General features: G+C 68.8%; 16 protein-coding genes. All 16 read right to left on the reverse strand.

Annotated features, from left to right (window positions below; all coding sequences use genetic code 11):
- Window positions 1-189 precede the first annotated feature (189 nt).
- The 16 genes from DEJ08_RS16995 to DEJ08_RS17070 all read right to left on the reverse strand — a co-directional run bounded on the left by DEJ08_RS16995 (window position 190) and on the right by DEJ08_RS17070 (window position 16818).
- A complete protein-coding gene (locus tag DEJ08_RS16995) occupies window positions 190-1017 on the reverse strand; it encodes a DarT ssDNA thymidine ADP-ribosyltransferase family protein (RefSeq protein ID WP_111053730.1) in 828 nt (275 codons plus the stop codon).
- 80 nt (window positions 1018-1097) lie between these two features.
- Entirely contained in the window at window positions 1098-2075 is a 978-nt protein-coding gene (locus DEJ08_RS17000) for a DNA topoisomerase IB (protein WP_111053729.1), read from the reverse strand.
- A gap of 173 nt (window positions 2076-2248) precedes the next feature.
- Window positions 2249-3436 carry an elongation factor Tu gene (tuf, locus tag DEJ08_RS17005; protein WP_027466734.1) on the reverse strand — a complete coding sequence of 396 codons (1188 nt, stop codon included), beginning with the start codon at window positions 3434-3436 and terminating at the stop codon, window positions 2249-2251.
- Window positions 3437-3583: 147 nt separating this feature from the next.
- Window positions 3584-5701, reverse strand: a complete 2118-nt coding sequence (fusA, locus tag DEJ08_RS17010; protein WP_027466735.1) for an elongation factor G — start codon at window positions 5699-5701, stop codon at window positions 3584-3586.
- 87 nt (window positions 5702-5788) lie between these two features.
- Window positions 5789-6259, reverse strand: a complete 471-nt coding sequence (gene rpsG, locus DEJ08_RS17015; RefSeq protein ID WP_017885539.1) for a 30S ribosomal protein S7 — start codon at window positions 6257-6259, stop codon at window positions 5789-5791.
- Between the two features lie 5 nt (window positions 6260-6264).
- Window positions 6265-6633, reverse strand: coding sequence for a 30S ribosomal protein S12 (gene rpsL, locus DEJ08_RS17020; RefSeq protein ID WP_017885540.1), 369 nt, complete (start codon window positions 6631-6633; stop codon window positions 6265-6267).
- 228 nt (window positions 6634-6861) lie between these two features.
- On the reverse strand, window positions 6862-8094 hold the full coding sequence (locus DEJ08_RS17025; protein ID WP_111053728.1) for a hypothetical protein: 1233 nt from the start codon (window positions 8092-8094) through the stop codon (window positions 6862-6864).
- A gap of 37 nt (window positions 8095-8131) precedes the next feature.
- Window positions 8132-8647, reverse strand: a complete 516-nt coding sequence (locus DEJ08_RS17030) for a DUF6121 family protein (RefSeq protein ID WP_111053727.1) — start codon at window positions 8645-8647, stop codon at window positions 8132-8134.
- Between the two features lie 27 nt (window positions 8648-8674).
- Window positions 8675-9283, reverse strand: a complete 609-nt coding sequence (locus tag DEJ08_RS17035; RefSeq protein WP_502869437.1) for a CBU_0592 family membrane protein — start codon at window positions 9281-9283, stop codon at window positions 8675-8677.
- A gap of 161 nt (window positions 9284-9444) precedes the next feature.
- Complete coding sequence (locus tag DEJ08_RS17040) at window positions 9445-10122, reverse strand: type IV pilus inner membrane component PilO (RefSeq protein ID WP_181438902.1); 678 nt, start codon at window positions 10120-10122, stop codon at window positions 9445-9447.
- Window positions 10119-10847 (reverse strand): PilN family protein, encoded by a 729-nt coding sequence (locus DEJ08_RS17045; RefSeq protein WP_181438901.1) that lies wholly within the window; start codon window positions 10845-10847, stop codon window positions 10119-10121. The genes DEJ08_RS17040 and DEJ08_RS17045 overlap by 4 nt, the downstream gene beginning before the upstream one ends.
- Window positions 10844-11896: a type IV pilus assembly protein PilM gene (pilM, locus tag DEJ08_RS17050; RefSeq protein WP_111053724.1), complete on the reverse strand. Its 1053-nt coding sequence runs from the start codon at window positions 11894-11896 to the stop codon at window positions 10844-10846. Before pilM ends, DEJ08_RS17045 begins: the two co-directional genes overlap by 4 nt.
- Window positions 11897-11931: 35 nt before the next feature.
- The gene (locus tag DEJ08_RS17055) at window positions 11932-12774 is read right to left on the reverse strand and encodes a prepilin peptidase (RefSeq protein WP_111053768.1); all 843 of its coding nucleotides are present in this window, start codon (window positions 12772-12774) and stop codon (window positions 11932-11934) included.
- On the reverse strand, window positions 12771-14666 hold the full coding sequence (locus tag DEJ08_RS17060; RefSeq protein WP_111053723.1) for a hypothetical protein: 1896 nt from the start codon (window positions 14664-14666) through the stop codon (window positions 12771-12773). Before DEJ08_RS17060 ends, DEJ08_RS17055 begins: the two co-directional genes overlap by 4 nt.
- Entirely contained in the window at window positions 14663-15367 is a 705-nt protein-coding gene (locus tag DEJ08_RS17065) for a PilW family protein (RefSeq protein WP_111053722.1), read from the reverse strand. Before DEJ08_RS17065 ends, DEJ08_RS17060 begins: the two co-directional genes overlap by 4 nt.
- A complete protein-coding gene (locus DEJ08_RS17070) occupies window positions 15367-16818 on the reverse strand; it encodes a type IV pilus modification PilV family protein (protein WP_146248430.1) in 1452 nt (483 codons plus the stop codon). Before DEJ08_RS17070 ends, DEJ08_RS17065 begins: the two co-directional genes overlap by 1 nt.
- Window positions 16819-16874: the final 56 nt, after the last annotated feature.

Genomic DNA, 16874 nt, shown 5'->3' on the forward strand with positions numbered 1-16874 from the left:
CCGGACAAGTCTCGCATAGCCCCGGCCCACGTGCAACCCGGGCGTGTCGCGAATTACCGGGCGTGTCCCGCCGGCTCGCTTGCCCGGATCCACGCGGATCGGACGGCCTGGAGGCCCGGCTCGGCCTCGCAACGCGACGCACCCTCCGGACGGGGTCCGGAGGGTGCGTCGACACGGGTCAGGAGACCGTCACTCGGCGGTCACCGGGGGCACGAACCACGGCGGGAACACGGCCACTCGAGGAGCGTGTCCACCGTGGTCGGCGAGCACGGCGCGGACGGTCTGCCGAGCCTTGTCGTTCGGCACGCCGATGACCGCGACCGACGTGAACGGCACGCTCGGTCCGGCGAGCAGCTCGAGGCCGTGCATCTCCGGGTCCGTGAAGTCGGTGCGACGGATCAGGTTCGTGCCGGCGTCGGGACCGACGGCGAACCGGACGTCGTCGGCGTCGGCGTCCTGGTCGGCGACGATCACCGAGGCACCGAACGCGGAGACCGGCACGACGAGCACGACGTAGTCGATCGCCCGGGTGCGGCGGGCGGCGTCCGACCAGCGCTCGCCCTCGGCGCCCGTACGGAGCTCGTCCCAGCGGGTGGCGTCGGGTGACAGCGTGAACGGCACGTGGCCGGCGATCGAGGAGCCGTCGGGCGCCTCGGCCTCGGCGCGGGCGGCGCGGGTGTCGGCGGAACTGACGTCCACGACCGGCTCGGCCTTGTCGGACGCCAGGATCGCGCCGGCACCGACGATGCCGTCGAGGTTGTCGATGTGGGTGACGTGGTGGGCGCGGAGCGCTGCGAACTCACGTGCTTCGGGCAGGTCGGCGGACGACGAACGGAGCGACGTCGGCGACCGGAGCGACGTCCCGGGCCCGGAGGCCGGCGGGTCGACGCGCAGGTTGGTGGTGATGCGGGTCCGGCGGGGGGCCGGGGTGGCTGGGATCTCCGACGCCTCGCGCTGCCGGGGTGCGCAGATGTCGCAGAGCTCGGTGGGGAATCCGTGGATGCACTCGTCGGTCACGACTGTTGTGGGTCCTTCCGTGCCGTGTGGGGGTGGTCCGGCACGTCGACCAACGCTACGTCATCCGGACGGCCCCCGGGTCATTGTCGGTAGAGCAGTGCCCGGACCTCGGCCTCGGCGGACGCCAGGCGGTTCGGGTCGATGGTCTCCCCGTGGTCGTACGCGTCGAGCAACCGGGGGTCGATGTAGCTCTGTCGGCACACCGTCGGGGTGTTGCCGAGCTCGTCGCTGGCGGCCTTCACGGCGTGCGAGACGGCCTTCTTCCGCTTGGCCTGGGACGACTGCGGCCCGGTCTTCGCCAGGTCGACCGCGGCCGCGACCGTGCCGTGCAGGGTCCGGAAGTCCTTCGCGGTGAACTCGTCGCCCGCGCGTTCCTTCACGTACGCGTTGATGTCCTCGGCGGAGAGCGGCTCCCACTCCGCACCGCGACGCTCGCGGAACGAGAGCAACCGCGCGTTGGGCCCGCGACGCTTCATGCCGGCGATGACCCGCGCCAGGTCGTGGTCGTGGATCGACGACGACCACTCTTGCCCGCTCTTGCCGGGGAAGTCGAGCTCGATGTCGTCGCCCGACACGTGGGCGTGCGCGCACAGCAGCGTGGACAGCCCCCGACTGCCGTGCTCGGTGGCGTACCGCTCGGACCCGACCCGGAGGGACCCCTGGTCGAGCATGCGGAACGCTGCGGCCAGCGCACGGCGGCGGTCCGGCTCGGGGCGACGGAGGTCCTGCGTGACACCGCGGCGGGCGACCGGCAGGGACTCCGCCAGTGCCAGCGCACGGTCGTACTTGATCCGGTCCATCCGTTCACGCCAGGACGGGTGGTACATGTACTGGCGGCGCCCAGCACCGTCCGTGCCCGTAGCCAGGATGTGGCCGTTCGCGTACGGGGAGATCCAGACGTCGTCCCACGCCGGCGGGATCACGAACTCCTCGAGCCGACGGCGCTCCTCCGGATCGGTCACGGTGTTGCCGTCGGGGTCACGGAACGAGAAACCGCGTCCGGAACGGACGCGGTGGTAGCCGCGACCGGAGGTCGCGGATCTGCGGAGGCGGGTCACGCGGTCGAGCCAACTCCGTGACGCCTGTGACGGGTCACGGGGCGGACAGGAGGCCCGTGGCGGGCGCCGCCCCGGGCCTCCTGTCCGGTGCCCTCTACGGCCCGTCAGTGACCGGACACGACGAAGCGGGGCCGGACCCGAAGGCCCGACCCCGCTGTCGCAAGGAACCGGAGTTACTTGATGATCTTCTCGACCGTACCGGCACCGACCGTACGACCACCCTCACGGATGGCGAAACGGAGGCCCTCTTCCATGGCGATCGGCTGGATCAGCTCGACCGTCATGGCGACGGTGTCGCCGGGCATGACCATCTCGGTGCCCTCGGGCAGCGTGATGACGCCGGTGACGTCCGTGGTGCGGAAGTAGAACTGCGGGCGGTAGTTCGCGTAGAACGGGTTGTGACGCCCACCCTCGTCCTTGGTCAGGATGTACGCGTTCGCCTGGAACTCGGTGTGCGGCGTGACCGAACCCGGCTTCACGACGACCTGGCCGCGCTCCACGTCCTCGCGCTTGAGGCCACGGATGAGCAGACCGGTGTTGTCACCGGCGACCGCCTGGTCGAGCAGCTTGCGGAACATCTCGATGCCCGTGACCGTGGTCTTCTGCGTCGCGCGGATGCCGACGATCTCGACCTCGGCGTTCAGGTTGAGCGTGCCACGCTCGACGCGACCGGTGACGACCGTGCCACGACCGGTGATCGTGAAGACGTCCTCGATCGGCATCAGGAACGGCTGGTCGGTGGCGCGCACCGGGTCCGGCACGTGCTCGTCGACCTGGGCCATGAGGTCCTGGACCGACTTGACCCACTTCTCGTCGCCCTCGAGCGCCTTGAGCGCCGAGACCTGCACGACGGGGGCGTCCTCGTCGAACTGCTGCGAGCCGAGGAGCTCGCGGACCTCGAGCTCGACGAGCTCCAGGATCTCCTCGTCGTCCACCATGTCGGACTTGTTCAGTGCGACGACGATGTAGGGGACGCCGACCTGGCGGGCGAGCAGGACGTGCTCACGCGTCTGGGGCATCGGGCCGTCGGTGGCGGCGACCACGAGGATCGCGCCGTCCATCTGTGCCGCACCCGTGATCATGTTCTTCACGTAGTCGGCGTGACCGGGGGCGTCGACGTGCGCGTAGTGACGCTTCTCGGTCTGGTACTCGACGTGCGAGATGTTGATCGTGATGCCGCGCTGGCGCTCCTCGGGAGCGTTGTCGATCTGCGCGAAGTCGCGGGCCTCGTTGAGGTCCGGGTACTGGTCGTGCAGAACCTTGGTGATCGCCGCCGTGAGCGTGGTCTTGCCGTGGTCGACGTGACCGATGGTTCCGATGTTGACGTGCGGCTTGGTGCGCTCGAACTTGGCCTTGGCCACTGTGGGTCCTCCTCAGGACTCGGAAGCGTCACCCCCGGCCGGCCCTGGATGGGCTCGGGACCGTTGGTGCGCGGTGTGTGTCTGTACTTTACTTGGTGGCGAGGGGCCCGTCGCCGGGCGCCCCCGCCTGTGGAGAAGCGCTGAGCGCTACTCCCCCGCGTTCTTCGCGATGATCTCCTCGGCGACCTTGGCCGGGACCTGGCTGTAGGTCTCGAAGGTCATCGAGTAGACCGCACGACCAGAGGTCTTCGACCGCAGGTCGCCGACGTAGCCGAACATCTCGGACAGCGGCACGCTCGCGCGGACCACCTTGACGCCCGAGGCGTCCTCCATCGAGGCGATCTGGCCACGACGGGAGTTCAGGTCACCGATGACGTCGCCCATGTACTCCTCAGGAGTACGGACCTCGACGGCCATGATCGGCTCGAGGATCGCCGGACCGGCCTTGCGAGCCGCTTCCTTGTAGGCGATCGAGCCGGCGATCTTGAACGCCATCTCGGACGAGTCGACGTCGTGCGCCGCGCCGTCCTTGAGGATGGCCTTCACGCCGACCGTCGGGTAGCCCGCGAGGATGCCGACCTGCATGGCGTCCTGGATACCGGCGTCGACCGACGGGATGTACTCGCGCGGGACACGGCCACCGGAGGTCGCGTTGACGAACTCGTAGACCTTCTCGCTCGTGACCTCCATCGGCTCGAGCGCGATCTGCACCTTCGCGAACTGGCCGGAACCACCGGTCTGCTTCTTGTGGGTGTAGTCGTAGCGCTCGACGATCTTGGTGAGCGTCTCGCGGTAAGCCACCTGGGGCTTGCCGACGCTCGCCTCGACGTGGAACTCACGCTTCATGCGGTCGACGAGGATGTCGAGGTGGAGCTCGCCCATGCCCTTGATCGTCGTCTGACCGGTCTCGGCGTTGAGCTCGACGCGGAACGTCGGGTCCTCTTCGGCGAGCTTCTGGATGGCCGTGGAGAGCTTCTCCTGGTCGGCCTTCGTGTTCGGCTCGATGGCGACCTCGATGACCGGCTCCGGGAACGTCATCGACTCGAGGACGACCTGGTTGGTCGGGTCGCACAGGGTGTCACCGGTGGTGGTGTCCTTGAGGCCGATGACCGCGTAGATGTGGCCAGCGGTCACGTTGGCGACCGGGTTCTCCTTGTTGGAGTGCATCTGGAAGATCTTGCCGATGCGCTCCTTCTTGCCCTTGGTCGAGTTGATGACCTGGGCACCGGACTCGATCGAGCCGGAGTAGACGCGCACGTAGGTCAGACGACCGAAGAACGGGTGCACCGCGACCTTGAACGCGAGGGCCGAGAACGGCTCCGACGCGTCGGGCTTGCGGATGATCTCCTTCTCCTCGTCCTTGACGTCGTGGCCGATCATCGGCGGCACGTCGAGCGGGGACGGGAGGTAGTCGATGACGGCGTCGAGCATCGGCTGGACACCACGGTTCTTGAACGCGGAACCGCAGAGGACCGGGTAGAGCGTGCTGCTGACCGTGAGGGCACGGATGGCTGCCTTGATCTCGGCGACCGAGAAGTCGGTGTCGCCCTCGAGGTAGCGCTCCATGAGGACGTCGTCCGCCTCGGCCACGCGCTCGATGAGCTTCTCGCGGTACTCGGCGGCGCGGTCCTGCAGGTCGGCCGGGATCTCTTCGATCTCGTACTTCGCGCCCATCGCGACGTCACCCTTGGCGTCGCCGCGCCAGGTGAGTGCACGCATCTGGACGAGGTCGACGACGCCTTCGAACGAGCTCTCGGAACCGATCGGCAGCTGGAGCACGAGCGGCTCCGCGCCGAGGCGGTTCACGATGGTGTCGACGGTGTAGTAGAAGTCGGCGCCCAGCTTGTCCATCTTGTTGACGAAGCAGATGCGCGGGACGTCGTACTTGTCGGCCTGACGCCAGACGGTCTCGGACTGGGGCTCGACGCCCTCCTTGCCGTCGAAGACGGCGACCGCACCGTCGAGGACGCGGAGCGAGCGCTCCACCTCGACCGTGAAGTCCACGTGACCGGGGGTGTCGATGATGTTGATCTGGTTGTTGTCCCAGAAGCAGGTCGTCGCGGCCGACGTGATCGTGATGCCGCGCTCCTGCTCCTGCGCCATCCAGTCCATCGTGGCAGCGCCGTCGTGGACCTCACCGATCTTGTGCGTGATGCCCGTGTAGAACAGGATGCGCTCGGTCGTCGTGGTCTTGCCGGCATCGATGTGCGCCATGATGCCGATGTTGCGGACCTTGTTCAGGTCGGTGAGCACGTCCTGTGCCACAGGGTTCCTCCGGAAGAGTTGTAGGAGAGGTTGGCGGCCGTCCGGGCGCCGGGGTTCTTGGCCACCGGCGCCCGGACGGTGCCGGGACTACCAGCGGTAGTGGGCGAAGGCCTTGTTCGACTCGGCCATCTTGTGCGTGTCCTCGCGGCGCTTGACCGCGGCACCGAGACCGTTCGACGCGTCGAGGATCTCGTTCATGAGACGCTCGGTCATCGTCTTCTCGCGACGGGCCTTGGCGTACGAGGTGAGCCAACGGAGCGCGAGGGTGTTCGCGCGGTGCGGCTTGACCTCGACCGGGACCTGGTAGGTCGAGCCACCGACGCGGCGGCTACGGACCTCGAGGGTCGGACGGACGTTGTCGAGCGCCTTCTTCAGCGTCACGACGGCGTCCTGCTGGTTCTTGGCGGAAACGCCCTCGAGTGCACCGTAGACGATGCGCTCGGCGAGGCCCTTCTTGCCGTCGAGCAGGATCTTGTTGACGAGCTGGCTGACGATCGGCGCACCGTAGACCGGGTCGGCGACGACGGGACGCTTGGGGGCGGGACCCTTACGAGGCATCTAACTCAACCCTTCTTCGCGCCGTAGCGGCTACGAGCCTGCTTACGGTTCTTGACTGCCTGGGTGTCCAGGGCGCCACGGATGATCTTGTACCGCACACCCGGGAGGTCCTTCACACGACCGCCGCGGACGAGCACCATCGAGTGCTCCTGGAGGTTGTGGCCCTCACCGGGGATGTAGGCCGTGACCTCGGTGCCGTTCGAGAGCTTGACACGAGCGACCTTGCGCAGTGCCGAGTTCGGCTTCTTGGGGGTGGTGGTGTAGACGCGGGTGCACACACCACGCTGCTGGGGGTTCGCCTTCAGGGCGGGCGCCTTGGTCTTGGTGACCTTCGGCGTACGACCCTTGCGAACCAGCTGCTGAATAGTAGGCAACTGTTCTCCTGGTTCTTCGCTCGTGCTCTCTGGCCGGCGCGTTCCGCCGGCTTCCTCGTCCCACGCTGAGCACCGCCGGACGGCGGGTGTTCGAGTGGGGGACGGAGTGGTCCGGCTGGGCGATCCCGCTCGCCGGACTTTTCGGGCGCGCCCGAGGGCGCACACCCGGTAGAGACTACCCGCGTAACGGGACGAAATCAATCCGGGTCACCCCGGGAACCGACACCGTCATGAGCCGGTGTCGGACGACCCGTTGCCCACTGCCGAGCGGAACGTGGCGCCGTCGCTCGAGAAGCCCGTGACGTACCCGCTCGCGTTCACGTTGAGCGGCCCCGCGGAGGCCGTTCCGGTGCCGGCAGCACCCGAGATGTCGGCCGTGTACTTCGCCCGGCCGGGCGCCGTCGTCGTGATCAACCAGCCGTTCGTCGTCCAGCTGCCGACCCGGACCGTCGGCCGCGTCTCGAGCGTCCACTTCTGGTTCGAGTACGTGTACGCGGGGTTCTGCCCGTACGCGTAGAAGCTGCACCCGGCGGGGGCGGCGTCGGTGGAGGCGATGCAGCCGTCCACCCAGTCGTCCACCGCCCGCTTGGCGGCCTGCTGCCCGGCGGCGGTCAGGGTCGTGGTCATCTGCACCGGGTTCGAGGTCGACCGCCCGAACCCGCTGACGCTCGCCGTTCCCCCTCGGGCCGTGGTCCACTTGCCGCCGTCGAAGGCGACGTCGTACGTGCCGGGCAGTGCTCGGAGGCTCACCGTGCCGTCCTTCGCGGTCTCCACGTTCCGGCCGGCGACGGTGACCGCCGCACCGGACGGCCCCCGCACGGCGACGGCGACCGATCCGAGCTCGGGGGCCTGCAGCTCCCAGATCGGGAACACACCCCAGTCCGTCCCGGTCTTGTCCAGCGTGAAGGTCGCAGCGACGTCCTGCCCGCCCTGGCGCAGGTACGCGCGGACCGTCGCGGTGTCGCCGTCCGTGCGCGTCGCGGCGACGCGGTAGCCGGTGACCTTGTCCGACGCCTTCGCGTAGGCGGCTTCGCCGAGCAGCACGTCGGTCTTCTCGCGTTCGATGCCCGCGTCGTCGAGGGCGTCGGCCACGCGTCCGGCCGTCAGGTCGTCGAGGAACGCCCGCACCGGGCGGTCCGCTGAGTGCGAAGAGGAACCGACCGAGTACCCGACGACACCGGCGACGAGCAGCAGGACGACCGCCGTGCCGCCCGAGATGATGCCGATGAGCTGACCGCGGCGGAGCTTCCGGCGAGGACGCTGCGGCACCGGTCCGGGCACCCCGGGCATCCCGGGCATCCCGGGCATCCCGGGGAATCCGGGGGCTCCTGCGCCGGGACCCGGACCGAACCCCTGGGCCGCTGCCTCGGACATTCCGTCGGTCCCACGGATCGAGGCCACCGGCGGGACGGCACCCCAGCCGCCCTGCTGGACCGGATCCTGCGCGTGCTGGTCGCTCATCGTTCCCCCGTTGCGTGTGCGTCGTGCCCTGCGAACACTACCGTCCGGCGGGTTCCTCGCCCGCGTTCGTCCGGTTGTGCCCGGAGCGCTCGTCAGGCCCGTCCAGACGTGCCGTCCCGGCCGCGCCCGAGCCGCCATCGGTCCGTGCCTGGTGGCGAGCCATCGTGATCCCGCCGAGCACCGACAGGAGCGCCACCACGACGGACCCGACCACGAACGGCCCGAGGGCGTACCCCGCGGGGAAGACGAGGAGCTCCGTCGCGTCCGAACGGACGAGCGCGTAGCCCACGGCTCCGACGCCGAGCATGACCAGGTAGACCGTCGCTGCGGCCACCAGCGCGGTGACCCCGGGGTTGCCGTCGCGCACGCCGGCCGCGGTCGCGAGGAAGACCACCACCGCGCCACCGACCACCATCGCGGGCCCGAGGTACGGGGTGGCGTCGGGCTGCGAGATGACCTCGACGTCGGCGAGCAGGGCTTCGAAGCCCGTGACGGCAATCACGAGCGCGATGAAGAGGACGGACGTCATCGTCGCGATCAACCACCGGGACATGCGCCGATCGTATCGTCGACCGGCTGGTCAGCGAGCGGGTTCGGCGTGGTCCGTGTCGTCCGCGTGTTCGCGACGGTCCGCCCGGTCGGACTGCTCCTGCGCTGCGGCGACCAGGGCGAGCGCGATCGTCGCCGTGATGATCGGGACGGTCTCCGTCATGGGGGCGGGCGCGGGCGCGGAATCCGGCATCGTCGCGGCCGTCTCGTCCGTCTCGTCCGTCTCGTCCGTCGGGACGTCGGACTGGAGGCCCGTGGCGGCGTCCGCCTCGGCGCTGCCCTCCGGCTCGTGGTCACGCAGCGCCGGGCCGATGACCGGCAGCACCCCCGTGGTCGCGGCCGGTTCAGCGTGCAGGACCGGCGGCTCGGTGGACACGGATCCGTCGCGCTTCGCCGCGCGGCGCGCTCGGCCCATCTTCACCAGGACGACGACGGCGACGATCGCCCAGATCCCGTTGACGATGGTCGAGGGGACGGCGTGGTGCGCGGCGACGTTGATGGCCACCGCGAGGCCGCCGACGAGGTTGAACAGCTGGTAGAGCGGGCCGTTCGGGATCTTGCCGGTGGAGAACAAGATGTAACCGGCTAGAACGGTTACTGCACCGAACCAACCCAGGAATTCCACGATTCCGACCAACACGCGCGACTCCGGGCACGACGAGGAACGGCCGGTTCGAGCCGACCGTTCGAGAGGGGATGAGCAGCCGCGATCACGGCGTCTGGTGCATCGTAATCACAACGACGGGTGTCGCGGAAGTGGGGTCGGCGTGGCGCGGCCGACCCCAGTCCGCGGGGGTCGGGTCAGCCTTTCGCGGCCGTGTCCGACTCGGCGAGGACGTAGACCGATCCGGAGAGCGACCACGCCTGCGCGTCCATCGGGCTCGCTCCCGAGTCGGAACTCGTCGAGGCGATGCCGGTGACCAGGAACAGCCGCTGCCCGGACTGCACCGCCTTCGTGAAGGCGAGCGCCTGGTCGTACGAGCCCTGTACCGCCACGGTCACCGGGATGACGACGAAGTTCGATCCGTTGATCGCAGCGTCTGTCCGGGCAGTCGGCGCCGTCGGGGTCGGTTCGGCGCTCGGCGTGGCACTCGCCGAGGCGGCCGGCTCCTCGGGGGCCTGGCCGGCTACCGGCTCGTAGGCCTTCGCGTCTCCGACGGTTATCGAGGTCACCGTGACGCCAGCGGCGGTCGCAGCGCCGTTCAGCTCCCGGAGGAGGGCCTCCGTCGACGGCGTCGACGGTACCGAGGCGCGGAGCGCGTCCAGCTTCGTCTTCGTCTCGGCGAGTGCGTCGCTCGCCTTTTGGAGCCGAGCGAGCTCGGCCTGGTTCCGGGCGTTCGTGGCGTCGATGTCCGTCTGCTGCGAGGAGTTGTCCGCAGCCTGGGCGAGCTGCGGCTGCACCCCGAGGAACCACGCCCCGGCGAGCACGGCTCCGATCGCGACGAGCGCGACGACGAGCGAGAGGCGGTTGCGGTTCACTTCGACTGCTCCTGGGTGTACTCGCCGTCGAACGCCCGTTCGCCGAGGTGGACCTGGACCGTCGCGGTGTACCCGCCGGAGTCCTCCTGCAACGCGACCGACGTGATGGTGGAGTCTGCGTAGCCCTTGAGCTGCGACAGACGAGCGGTCCAGTCGGGTACCGAGGGGATGGTCGGACTCGACACGGTCAGCTGCATCGATGCGACACGGGCCTTCTCGAGCGGGACCGCCGACTGTGCGAACGCCGTCGTGACGTCAGCGGAGTCGATGGTCATCGAGGTGATGGTGACGCCGGCCGGCAGCACGTTCTTGAGTTGCGACAGCGTGCCGTTCCAGTCGATCTCCGTCGACCCTCCGACGGTTCGTGCCGCCTCCAGGAGCTGGCTGTCCTGTTCGACCTGCCGGACGTCGGAGAAACGTTGCTGCTGCTGCAGCAACGACGCCGTCTCGGCCTGCGCCGCGGTCAGTGACGATGCGGTGTCCAGCTGGTGGACCGCCGCTGCGCCGACGCCGAGTGCCGCGACGGCCGCCGTGATGAGGACACCGAGCCACGCACGTCGCGCGACGCCCCGCTCCCGACGCTCGACGTGGACCTCGGAGGGCAGGAGATCGACGCGGGGTTCTCGACCGGCTATCGACACCTGCGCGCCGCGAGCACTCCGCCGGGGACGCTCCGGTCGTGCCGCACCGACCGCATCGACGGGTCGCACTTCTGTGACGGTCATGCTGCTCTGCTCCCTACTGCCAACCCGAAGGCGACCGTGATCGCATCGACGTGATCGGCGACATCGCCGGCCGGGATCGATCGTGCGAGTCCGACACCGTCGAACGCGGCGCCAAGCGTGACCGGTAGGCGCGTCTGCTCCGCGAGCGCCTCCCGCATGCCCTGCAGCCGGGTCCCGCCACCGGTCAGCACGACCCGGGTCACGGGTTCCGACGGCCGGGTGTTGACGAAGTAGTTGATCGTGTTCCGCAAGCTCGACGTGAGTTCGTGGACCGAGGCCGTGATCACCGCGATGGCACGGGCGTCGTCCGGAGTCCGTGCCGATCCACCGAGCCCGAGGTGGCGTTTCACTGCCTCGGCCTCGTCGAAGGTGATGTCGAGGGTCCCGACCAGCGCGCGGGAGATGTCGTTGCCCCCCATCGGGATGATCCGGACGAACTGCGGGATCCCGTCGGTCGCGATGACCACGCTCGTGGTGTCCGCGCCGAGCTGCACCACCGCCGCGGTCCCCGGGACCCCCTGGCGCCCGAGCAGGACACGGGTGAGCGCGAACGGGATCATGTCGACCCCGATCGGGTTGAGTCCGGCGAGCTGCACCGCTTTGACGTTCGCGAGCACGGCGTCCTTGATGGCTGCGATCAGGAGCCCGTGGACGACGGGGCCGTTCTCGCTCTCCCCCTCGGACACCGGGTAGAAGTCGAGGATCGCGTCGCCGACCGGCACCGGGAGCATCTCCTGCACCTGGAACGGGAGGCTCTCGCGGATCTGCGCCATCGGGGCGAGTGGCACCGTGAGGTCGCGGGAGAGCACCCGTTGGTTCCCCATCCCCAGGACGACGTCCTTCGAGCGGAACCGTCCCGTCGACCACAGCTCGCGGAGGGTGGCCGCGACGGTGTTCGGTTCGAGGACCTCACCGCGGCTCACCGCGTCCGGCGGAGTGGGGACCTCCGCGAAGCGCACCACCGTCGGTTGTGCCTTGTCGGCGTCGACGACCTCGACCGCGCGGATCGACGACCCCGCGATGTCGAGGCCCACGATGCTCTTGCCCATGATGCTGCTTTCGTTGGAGATGGAGTGGTGGTCGCTCAAGCGACCCCGAGGACCTGGAGGTACCCGGTCCAGAGGAGGTCCCCGAAGACGATCCCGAGCCATGCCCCCACCAGCATCGACGGCCCGAACGGCAGCCCGCCGCGCCAACGTGCACGGCCGGCGAGGAGGAGCGCGATCGCGACGGTACCGCCCACCAGGAACGCACCGAAAGCACCCACTGCGAGGGGTCCCCATCCGAGGTACGCGAGGACGAGGCCGAGGACCACGGCCAGTTTGACGTCACCGAGACCCATGCCGCCGGGGACCGCCAGCGCGAGACCGAGGTAGAGGGCACCGGACCCGAGGGCACCGATCGCCGCACGACCGAGAGCGGACCAGTCGCCGTCGGCAGCACTCGCGACGACGAGGAGCACCGCGAGGACCATCCCGGACGGGTAGACGATCGCGTTCGGGAGCGTGTGGGTGGCGACGTCGATCAGGGTGAGTGCGACGCTGATCGCCATCAAGTACAGCAACGCGACGAGGACCACGACCTGCGCCATGGTGTCCCGGGTCGTCCCCGCAGGCGAGCGACCCGCGACCACGAAGGCGGTGAGTCCGAACAGGACCGCGGTGGTGAACTCGACGGCGGGGTACCGCGCGGAAATCGGCGCGGAACAGTCACGGCAGCGTCCGCGCAGGACCAGCCAGGAGAGCACCGGGACGTTGTCGCGGCGTCGGATCGTGTGCTCGCACGTCGGACATGCGCTCGGTGGTGAGACCACGGACTGGCCCGCCGGCACGCGGTGCACCACGACGTTGAGGAACGAGCCGATGAGCAGTCCGAACACGGCGGAGAGTCCGGGGAGGACGGGCCCGAGCACCTGGAGACCGCTCATCGGCACGCACCACCGGTCGTGGTCGCGCACGAACCGCCTGCGGTGTACGCGGTCTGGACCTCGACCTGCGTCGTGACCCCGTACGAGGTCGACACCGGCTGCAGGAACTTCGGGGGTGCCGTCGTCAACAGGCGCTGGTCGTAGACGTAGTTCTTCGAGAACCCGGTGTTGCCGGTCGTCGCGACCGCCCCGCGCCAGTTCTGCGCGATCGAACCGATGACCTTGAGGGTGCCGAGCTTCGAGCCGATGTCGTAGTTCTGGTTCCAGAACGTGCCCGCGTTGCTCGCGATCGCCGCCGACACGGTGATCGACTCACCCGGAGACCGGCTCAGCAGGCCCACGCCCGAGCTGTTGCAGCGTGAGGTGTCCGCCACGTATCCGACACCCCACTGGTAGGTGGTCGGGTACGAGGTGCATCGGGCAGGGTTGGAGATCTCGACGGCGTTCTGGCCGACGAGCCCGAGTACGTCGTTGGTGGCGCTGACGTAGGTGATGTCGTCGGTGACCCACACGGTGCCGGACGCGGCAATCGTCATCGCCCCGCTGAACGCCCCGCTGACGAAGACGTCTCCCGCCGTGCAGCTGTACGTGTCGGACGCCGAACCCGTCTGGTACGAGGAACCCGACGATCCCCCGTTGATCCACTCGCCTGCGGCCGGGAACCCCTGCCCGTTGCTGAACGGCTGGTTGCTCGTGTTGGTCGCCGAACCGTTCGACCGCACGGTGACCGTGGTCGTGCAGTACGTGTTCGTGTACTTCGACGGGAAGGTCGCACCCCACGCGTTCACGTTGTTCGACGCAGACGGGATGTCCTGCACGTACATCAGGTTCGAGGGGAGGGTCGGGATGGTGGCACCGGCGGAACCTTGCAGATCCGAGATCGCCCCGCACAGCGCTGCGGCCTTTGCCGGGTCGTCCGCGCCGAGGACCGCCCCGCTCGAACTGTTGACCTTGATCTGCGTGGCCCGTGACCACGGCGACCACACGGTCATCCTGCCGTTCCCGAGGAACTTCACGCGGGTCGGTCCGGTGTACAGGCAGCCTGGCCGCGGAACCGTCGTGGGCAGGTCGGTCCGCGTCTCCTGCGACATGTTCGTGTTCAGCGCGGGCAGACCGAGGTACGGAACCGCGGTCGCCGCACCGCCGTTGAACATCCCCGCGCAGGTGCCGCTCGACGGTTTCACGGTCGTGTCGTGCTGTTCGACCGACCCGTTGAACACCGTCGAGCACGCCGAGGTGAAGACGTCGTTGGTCCGGATCGGCCCGTTCAGGGTGTCGGTGCCGGCGAACTGCACCGCCGCGCACTTCCCGGCGACCGATTGCCACTGGTAGGCGGTCGTGCAGTTGGCCCCGGTGAGCGCGGGGTTCGAGGACTCGTAGTTGGTGAAGTAGAGGTAGTTGATGAACCCGTCGCCCTTGAGGTTGGCCACGAGCGACCGGACGCTTCCCCCGGCCTTGCCGGTGACACGGACCCGCAGGACGCCCTTGCCGGAGTAGTCGGAGTTGTCGACCTCGTAGCGGAACCACTGGTCGCTCGAGCCGACGACCGGTGCCCAGTCCGAGCCGGAGTTGCTGAACGCGATGTTCTTGTCGGCGTTGACGAAGGTCGACCCGCTCGACTTGCTGAACTGGGCGTTCGCGTTGCCGTAGAGCGCGTAGCCGTTGTCGTTCGAGAGCTTCGACTGGTAGTCGGCGAGCCCCGCGTACGCGGCCGCCATCGCATTCTGGAAGTTGCGGTCCGAAGCAGCCTTGACCGCGCCCGAGGTCGAGACGGCGATCATCGTCGCGACGAGCAGCATCATGACGGTGCCGAAGATGAGCACGTTGCCGAGGACCATGCCGCGCTCGTCGCGCTGGGCGCGCGCGAGGACCGCGCTGATGCGACGGATCATGATGAACCTGCTCCGATGCTGGTGCCGTAGACGACGTTGAAGAGGTACAGGGTGTTCTGCACGTGGGTGTTGCCGCTCGCACCGGCGGTGGTGGAACCGAGTTCCAGGTTCACGCGGACGGCTCGCACGTTGCCCAACTGCGTGGTCGCCAGTGTTCCGTCCGGCTGGGCCGCGAGCGTCTTGCCGTCGGCTCCGAGGTAGGAGAACAGCGCGACACCGTCGCTCGTCGGCGAGGCGATCGGACCACCCACCACCAGGCTCCGCGCCGGGGTCTGGGTCGTCGCAGGAAAGGAGTAGAAGCCGTTCGTCGCCGTGCCGTCCCACTGGTCCACGACGAGGCGTTTCGCGTCGTTCAGCGAGTAGCGGATCTGCACGGGTTTGTCGGTGCTGTTGCCGTCGAGGTTGATGTACGCGTAGAACACCACCTGCGTCGGGGCCGCCCGGGTGACCGCAGCGGCGTACGTGCCGTCCGACTTCGGCAACAGACTCGCGGCGTGCACGTAGCGCGTGATCGAGTTCATCGCGATCGACGCCGTCCGAGCGTTCTGGTCGGAGGACGTGTTCGTCACCCCGGCGCGCAGGGTGGCGGTGAAGAACCCGCCCACCGCGACGAGGATGATCATCGACACGCTGACCGCGACGAGCAGTTCGGACAGCGAGATCCCCGCCTGCTCGCGATGGAGGCGTCGGAGGGCCCGCATCACGACGTCTGCCCGCGGGGGTCGAGGGTCAGGGTGTTGTCGTAGTTGATGAGCACCAGCGCGGTCTTCTGGTTCACCATGCCGTTGGTCACGGGTTTCACGTTCGAAGCCTTCGACGCGATCTCATTCTTCGTCGTCGACCCGAACGTCGTCCCGGAGTAGAGCGTCCACGTGCCGAAGGGCAGGGCGATGGTCGCGGTGTCCCCGGTCGAGACCGGGAACCTCATCGTCATGCCGGCGGCGCAGCCGGGGTCGCCGGCGGCCGGGTTCGCCGACGAGACGGCAGTGACGTAACGGTCCTTCACACCGGTGACGGTCGCGACGCCCATCATCACGGAGGCCGACGAAGGCTTCCCGGGAGCAGTGGCGACCGACGGCGGGCTCACGCCGATCGCGTTGGCGGCGTTCGGTGTCGACCAGGACGAGGGGTTGGGACTGAGGCAGCTGGTCGCACTCCCGGTGCTGTTGGAGTACGGGCCGGCGTAGACGGTGTAGCCCGAGGCGAACGGGAACACCGGCACCGACGGCTGTGAACTCGAGGTGACGGTGAGCGAGGTGCTGGCCAGGTCCCACGGCTTGACGACGTCCAGCCCGCCGGCCGTACTCGACAGCGTCGTGGGCATGTTGGTCGGGATCATCGCCTTGGAGCCGGCTGCGTACTGCAGGGTCAGCTGGCTCGACTGGTCGTACACGAACGGGACGGGCGAGCTCGCGCCGGCGGTCACCGAGATCGGCGACTGCACGGACGGCTGCTGCTGGTTCGTGTCGATGCCGCCGTCGACGCGCGCAGAGACCGCGTAGTCGCCCTGCGACACGTTCACCGCGTACGAGCAGCCCTGCGCGTCGGTTGGGAGGACCGCTGCCGTCAGCGCTGCACCGCCACCGCCACCGACGGGGGTGATGGTGATCCCGACACCCTCGTAGGGCGCTCCTGAAGCGGTGGTGACCGAGATGATCACGGTGCCGTACCCGGGGTCGGTGACCGCGTCACTCGGCGCGATCGCTGACGAAACCGACGTGGTGCTGGAACCGCCGCGCAGGTTCGGCCAGGTCACGGTCTCGACGACGCTCTTGTAGGCGAGCTTGCCGTTCGAGGTCCCGCACGCGCCGGTCGCGCCGTCGCTCTGCACCCAACTGACCTTCCGGTCGATCGCGTACTCGACGCCGCCGATGGTCTTCGTGTTGTCCGGACCGGACTTGCTGAGGACCCGGAAGATCCCCCCGGTGGAAGCAGCCGCGGTCTGGCGGAGGGTGTCGATGTCCTGCGAGGCGAGGGCGACCGCGGTCTCGCGTCCGCGGTTGGTCTGCGTGAGCTGGAGGCTGTTCGCGATGCCGTAGGCGATCCCGATCGACATGACCGCGAACACCATCATGGCGACCATCACCTCGATGATCGAGAAGCCGGCTTCGGCGTCGTGCCGGTACAGCCGGTCGTGCAGTCGCTGGAACATGGTCACCTCCTCCTCGTCGTGTGAGCAAACGAAGGGCGACCTGCCAACCGACAGGT

Source organism: Curtobacterium sp. MCLR17_054 (assembly GCF_003234335.2).
Classification (GTDB): Bacteria; Actinomycetota; Actinomycetes; order Actinomycetales; family Microbacteriaceae; genus Curtobacterium; species Curtobacterium flaccumfaciens.

What these genes read in the sequence shown, in the direction of transcription:
- rpsG (WP_017885539.1), bottom strand. Translation starts at nt 6,259, where the DNA reads ATGCCTCGTAAGGGTCCCGCCCCCAAGCGTCCCGTCGTCGCCGACCCG.
- DEJ08_RS17025 (WP_111053728.1), bottom strand. Translation starts at nt 8,094, where the DNA reads ATGAGCGACCAGCACGCGCAGGATCCGGTCCAGCAGGGCGGCTGGGGT.
- DEJ08_RS17030 (WP_111053727.1), bottom strand. Translation starts at nt 8,647, where the DNA reads ATGTCCCGGTGGTTGATCGCGACGATGACGTCCGTCCTCTTCATCGCG.
- DEJ08_RS17045 (WP_181438901.1), bottom strand. Translation starts at nt 10,847, where the DNA reads ATGACCGTCACAGAAGTGCGACCCGTCGATGCGGTCGGTGCGGCACGA.
- pilM (WP_111053724.1), bottom strand. Translation starts at nt 11,896, where the DNA reads ATGGGCAAGAGCATCGTGGGCCTCGACATCGCGGGGTCGTCGATCCGC.
- DEJ08_RS17055 (WP_111053768.1), bottom strand. Translation starts at nt 12,774, where the DNA reads ATGAGCGGTCTCCAGGTGCTCGGGCCCGTCCTCCCCGGACTCTCCGCC.
- DEJ08_RS17060 (WP_111053723.1), bottom strand. Translation starts at nt 14,666, where the DNA reads ATGATCCGTCGCATCAGCGCGGTCCTCGCGCGCGCCCAGCGCGACGAG.
- DEJ08_RS17065 (WP_111053722.1), bottom strand. Translation starts at nt 15,367, where the DNA reads ATGCGGGCCCTCCGACGCCTCCATCGCGAGCAGGCGGGGATCTCGCTG.
- DEJ08_RS17070 (WP_146248430.1), bottom strand. Translation starts at nt 16,818, where the DNA reads ATGTTCCAGCGACTGCACGACCGGCTGTACCGGCACGACGCCGAAGCC.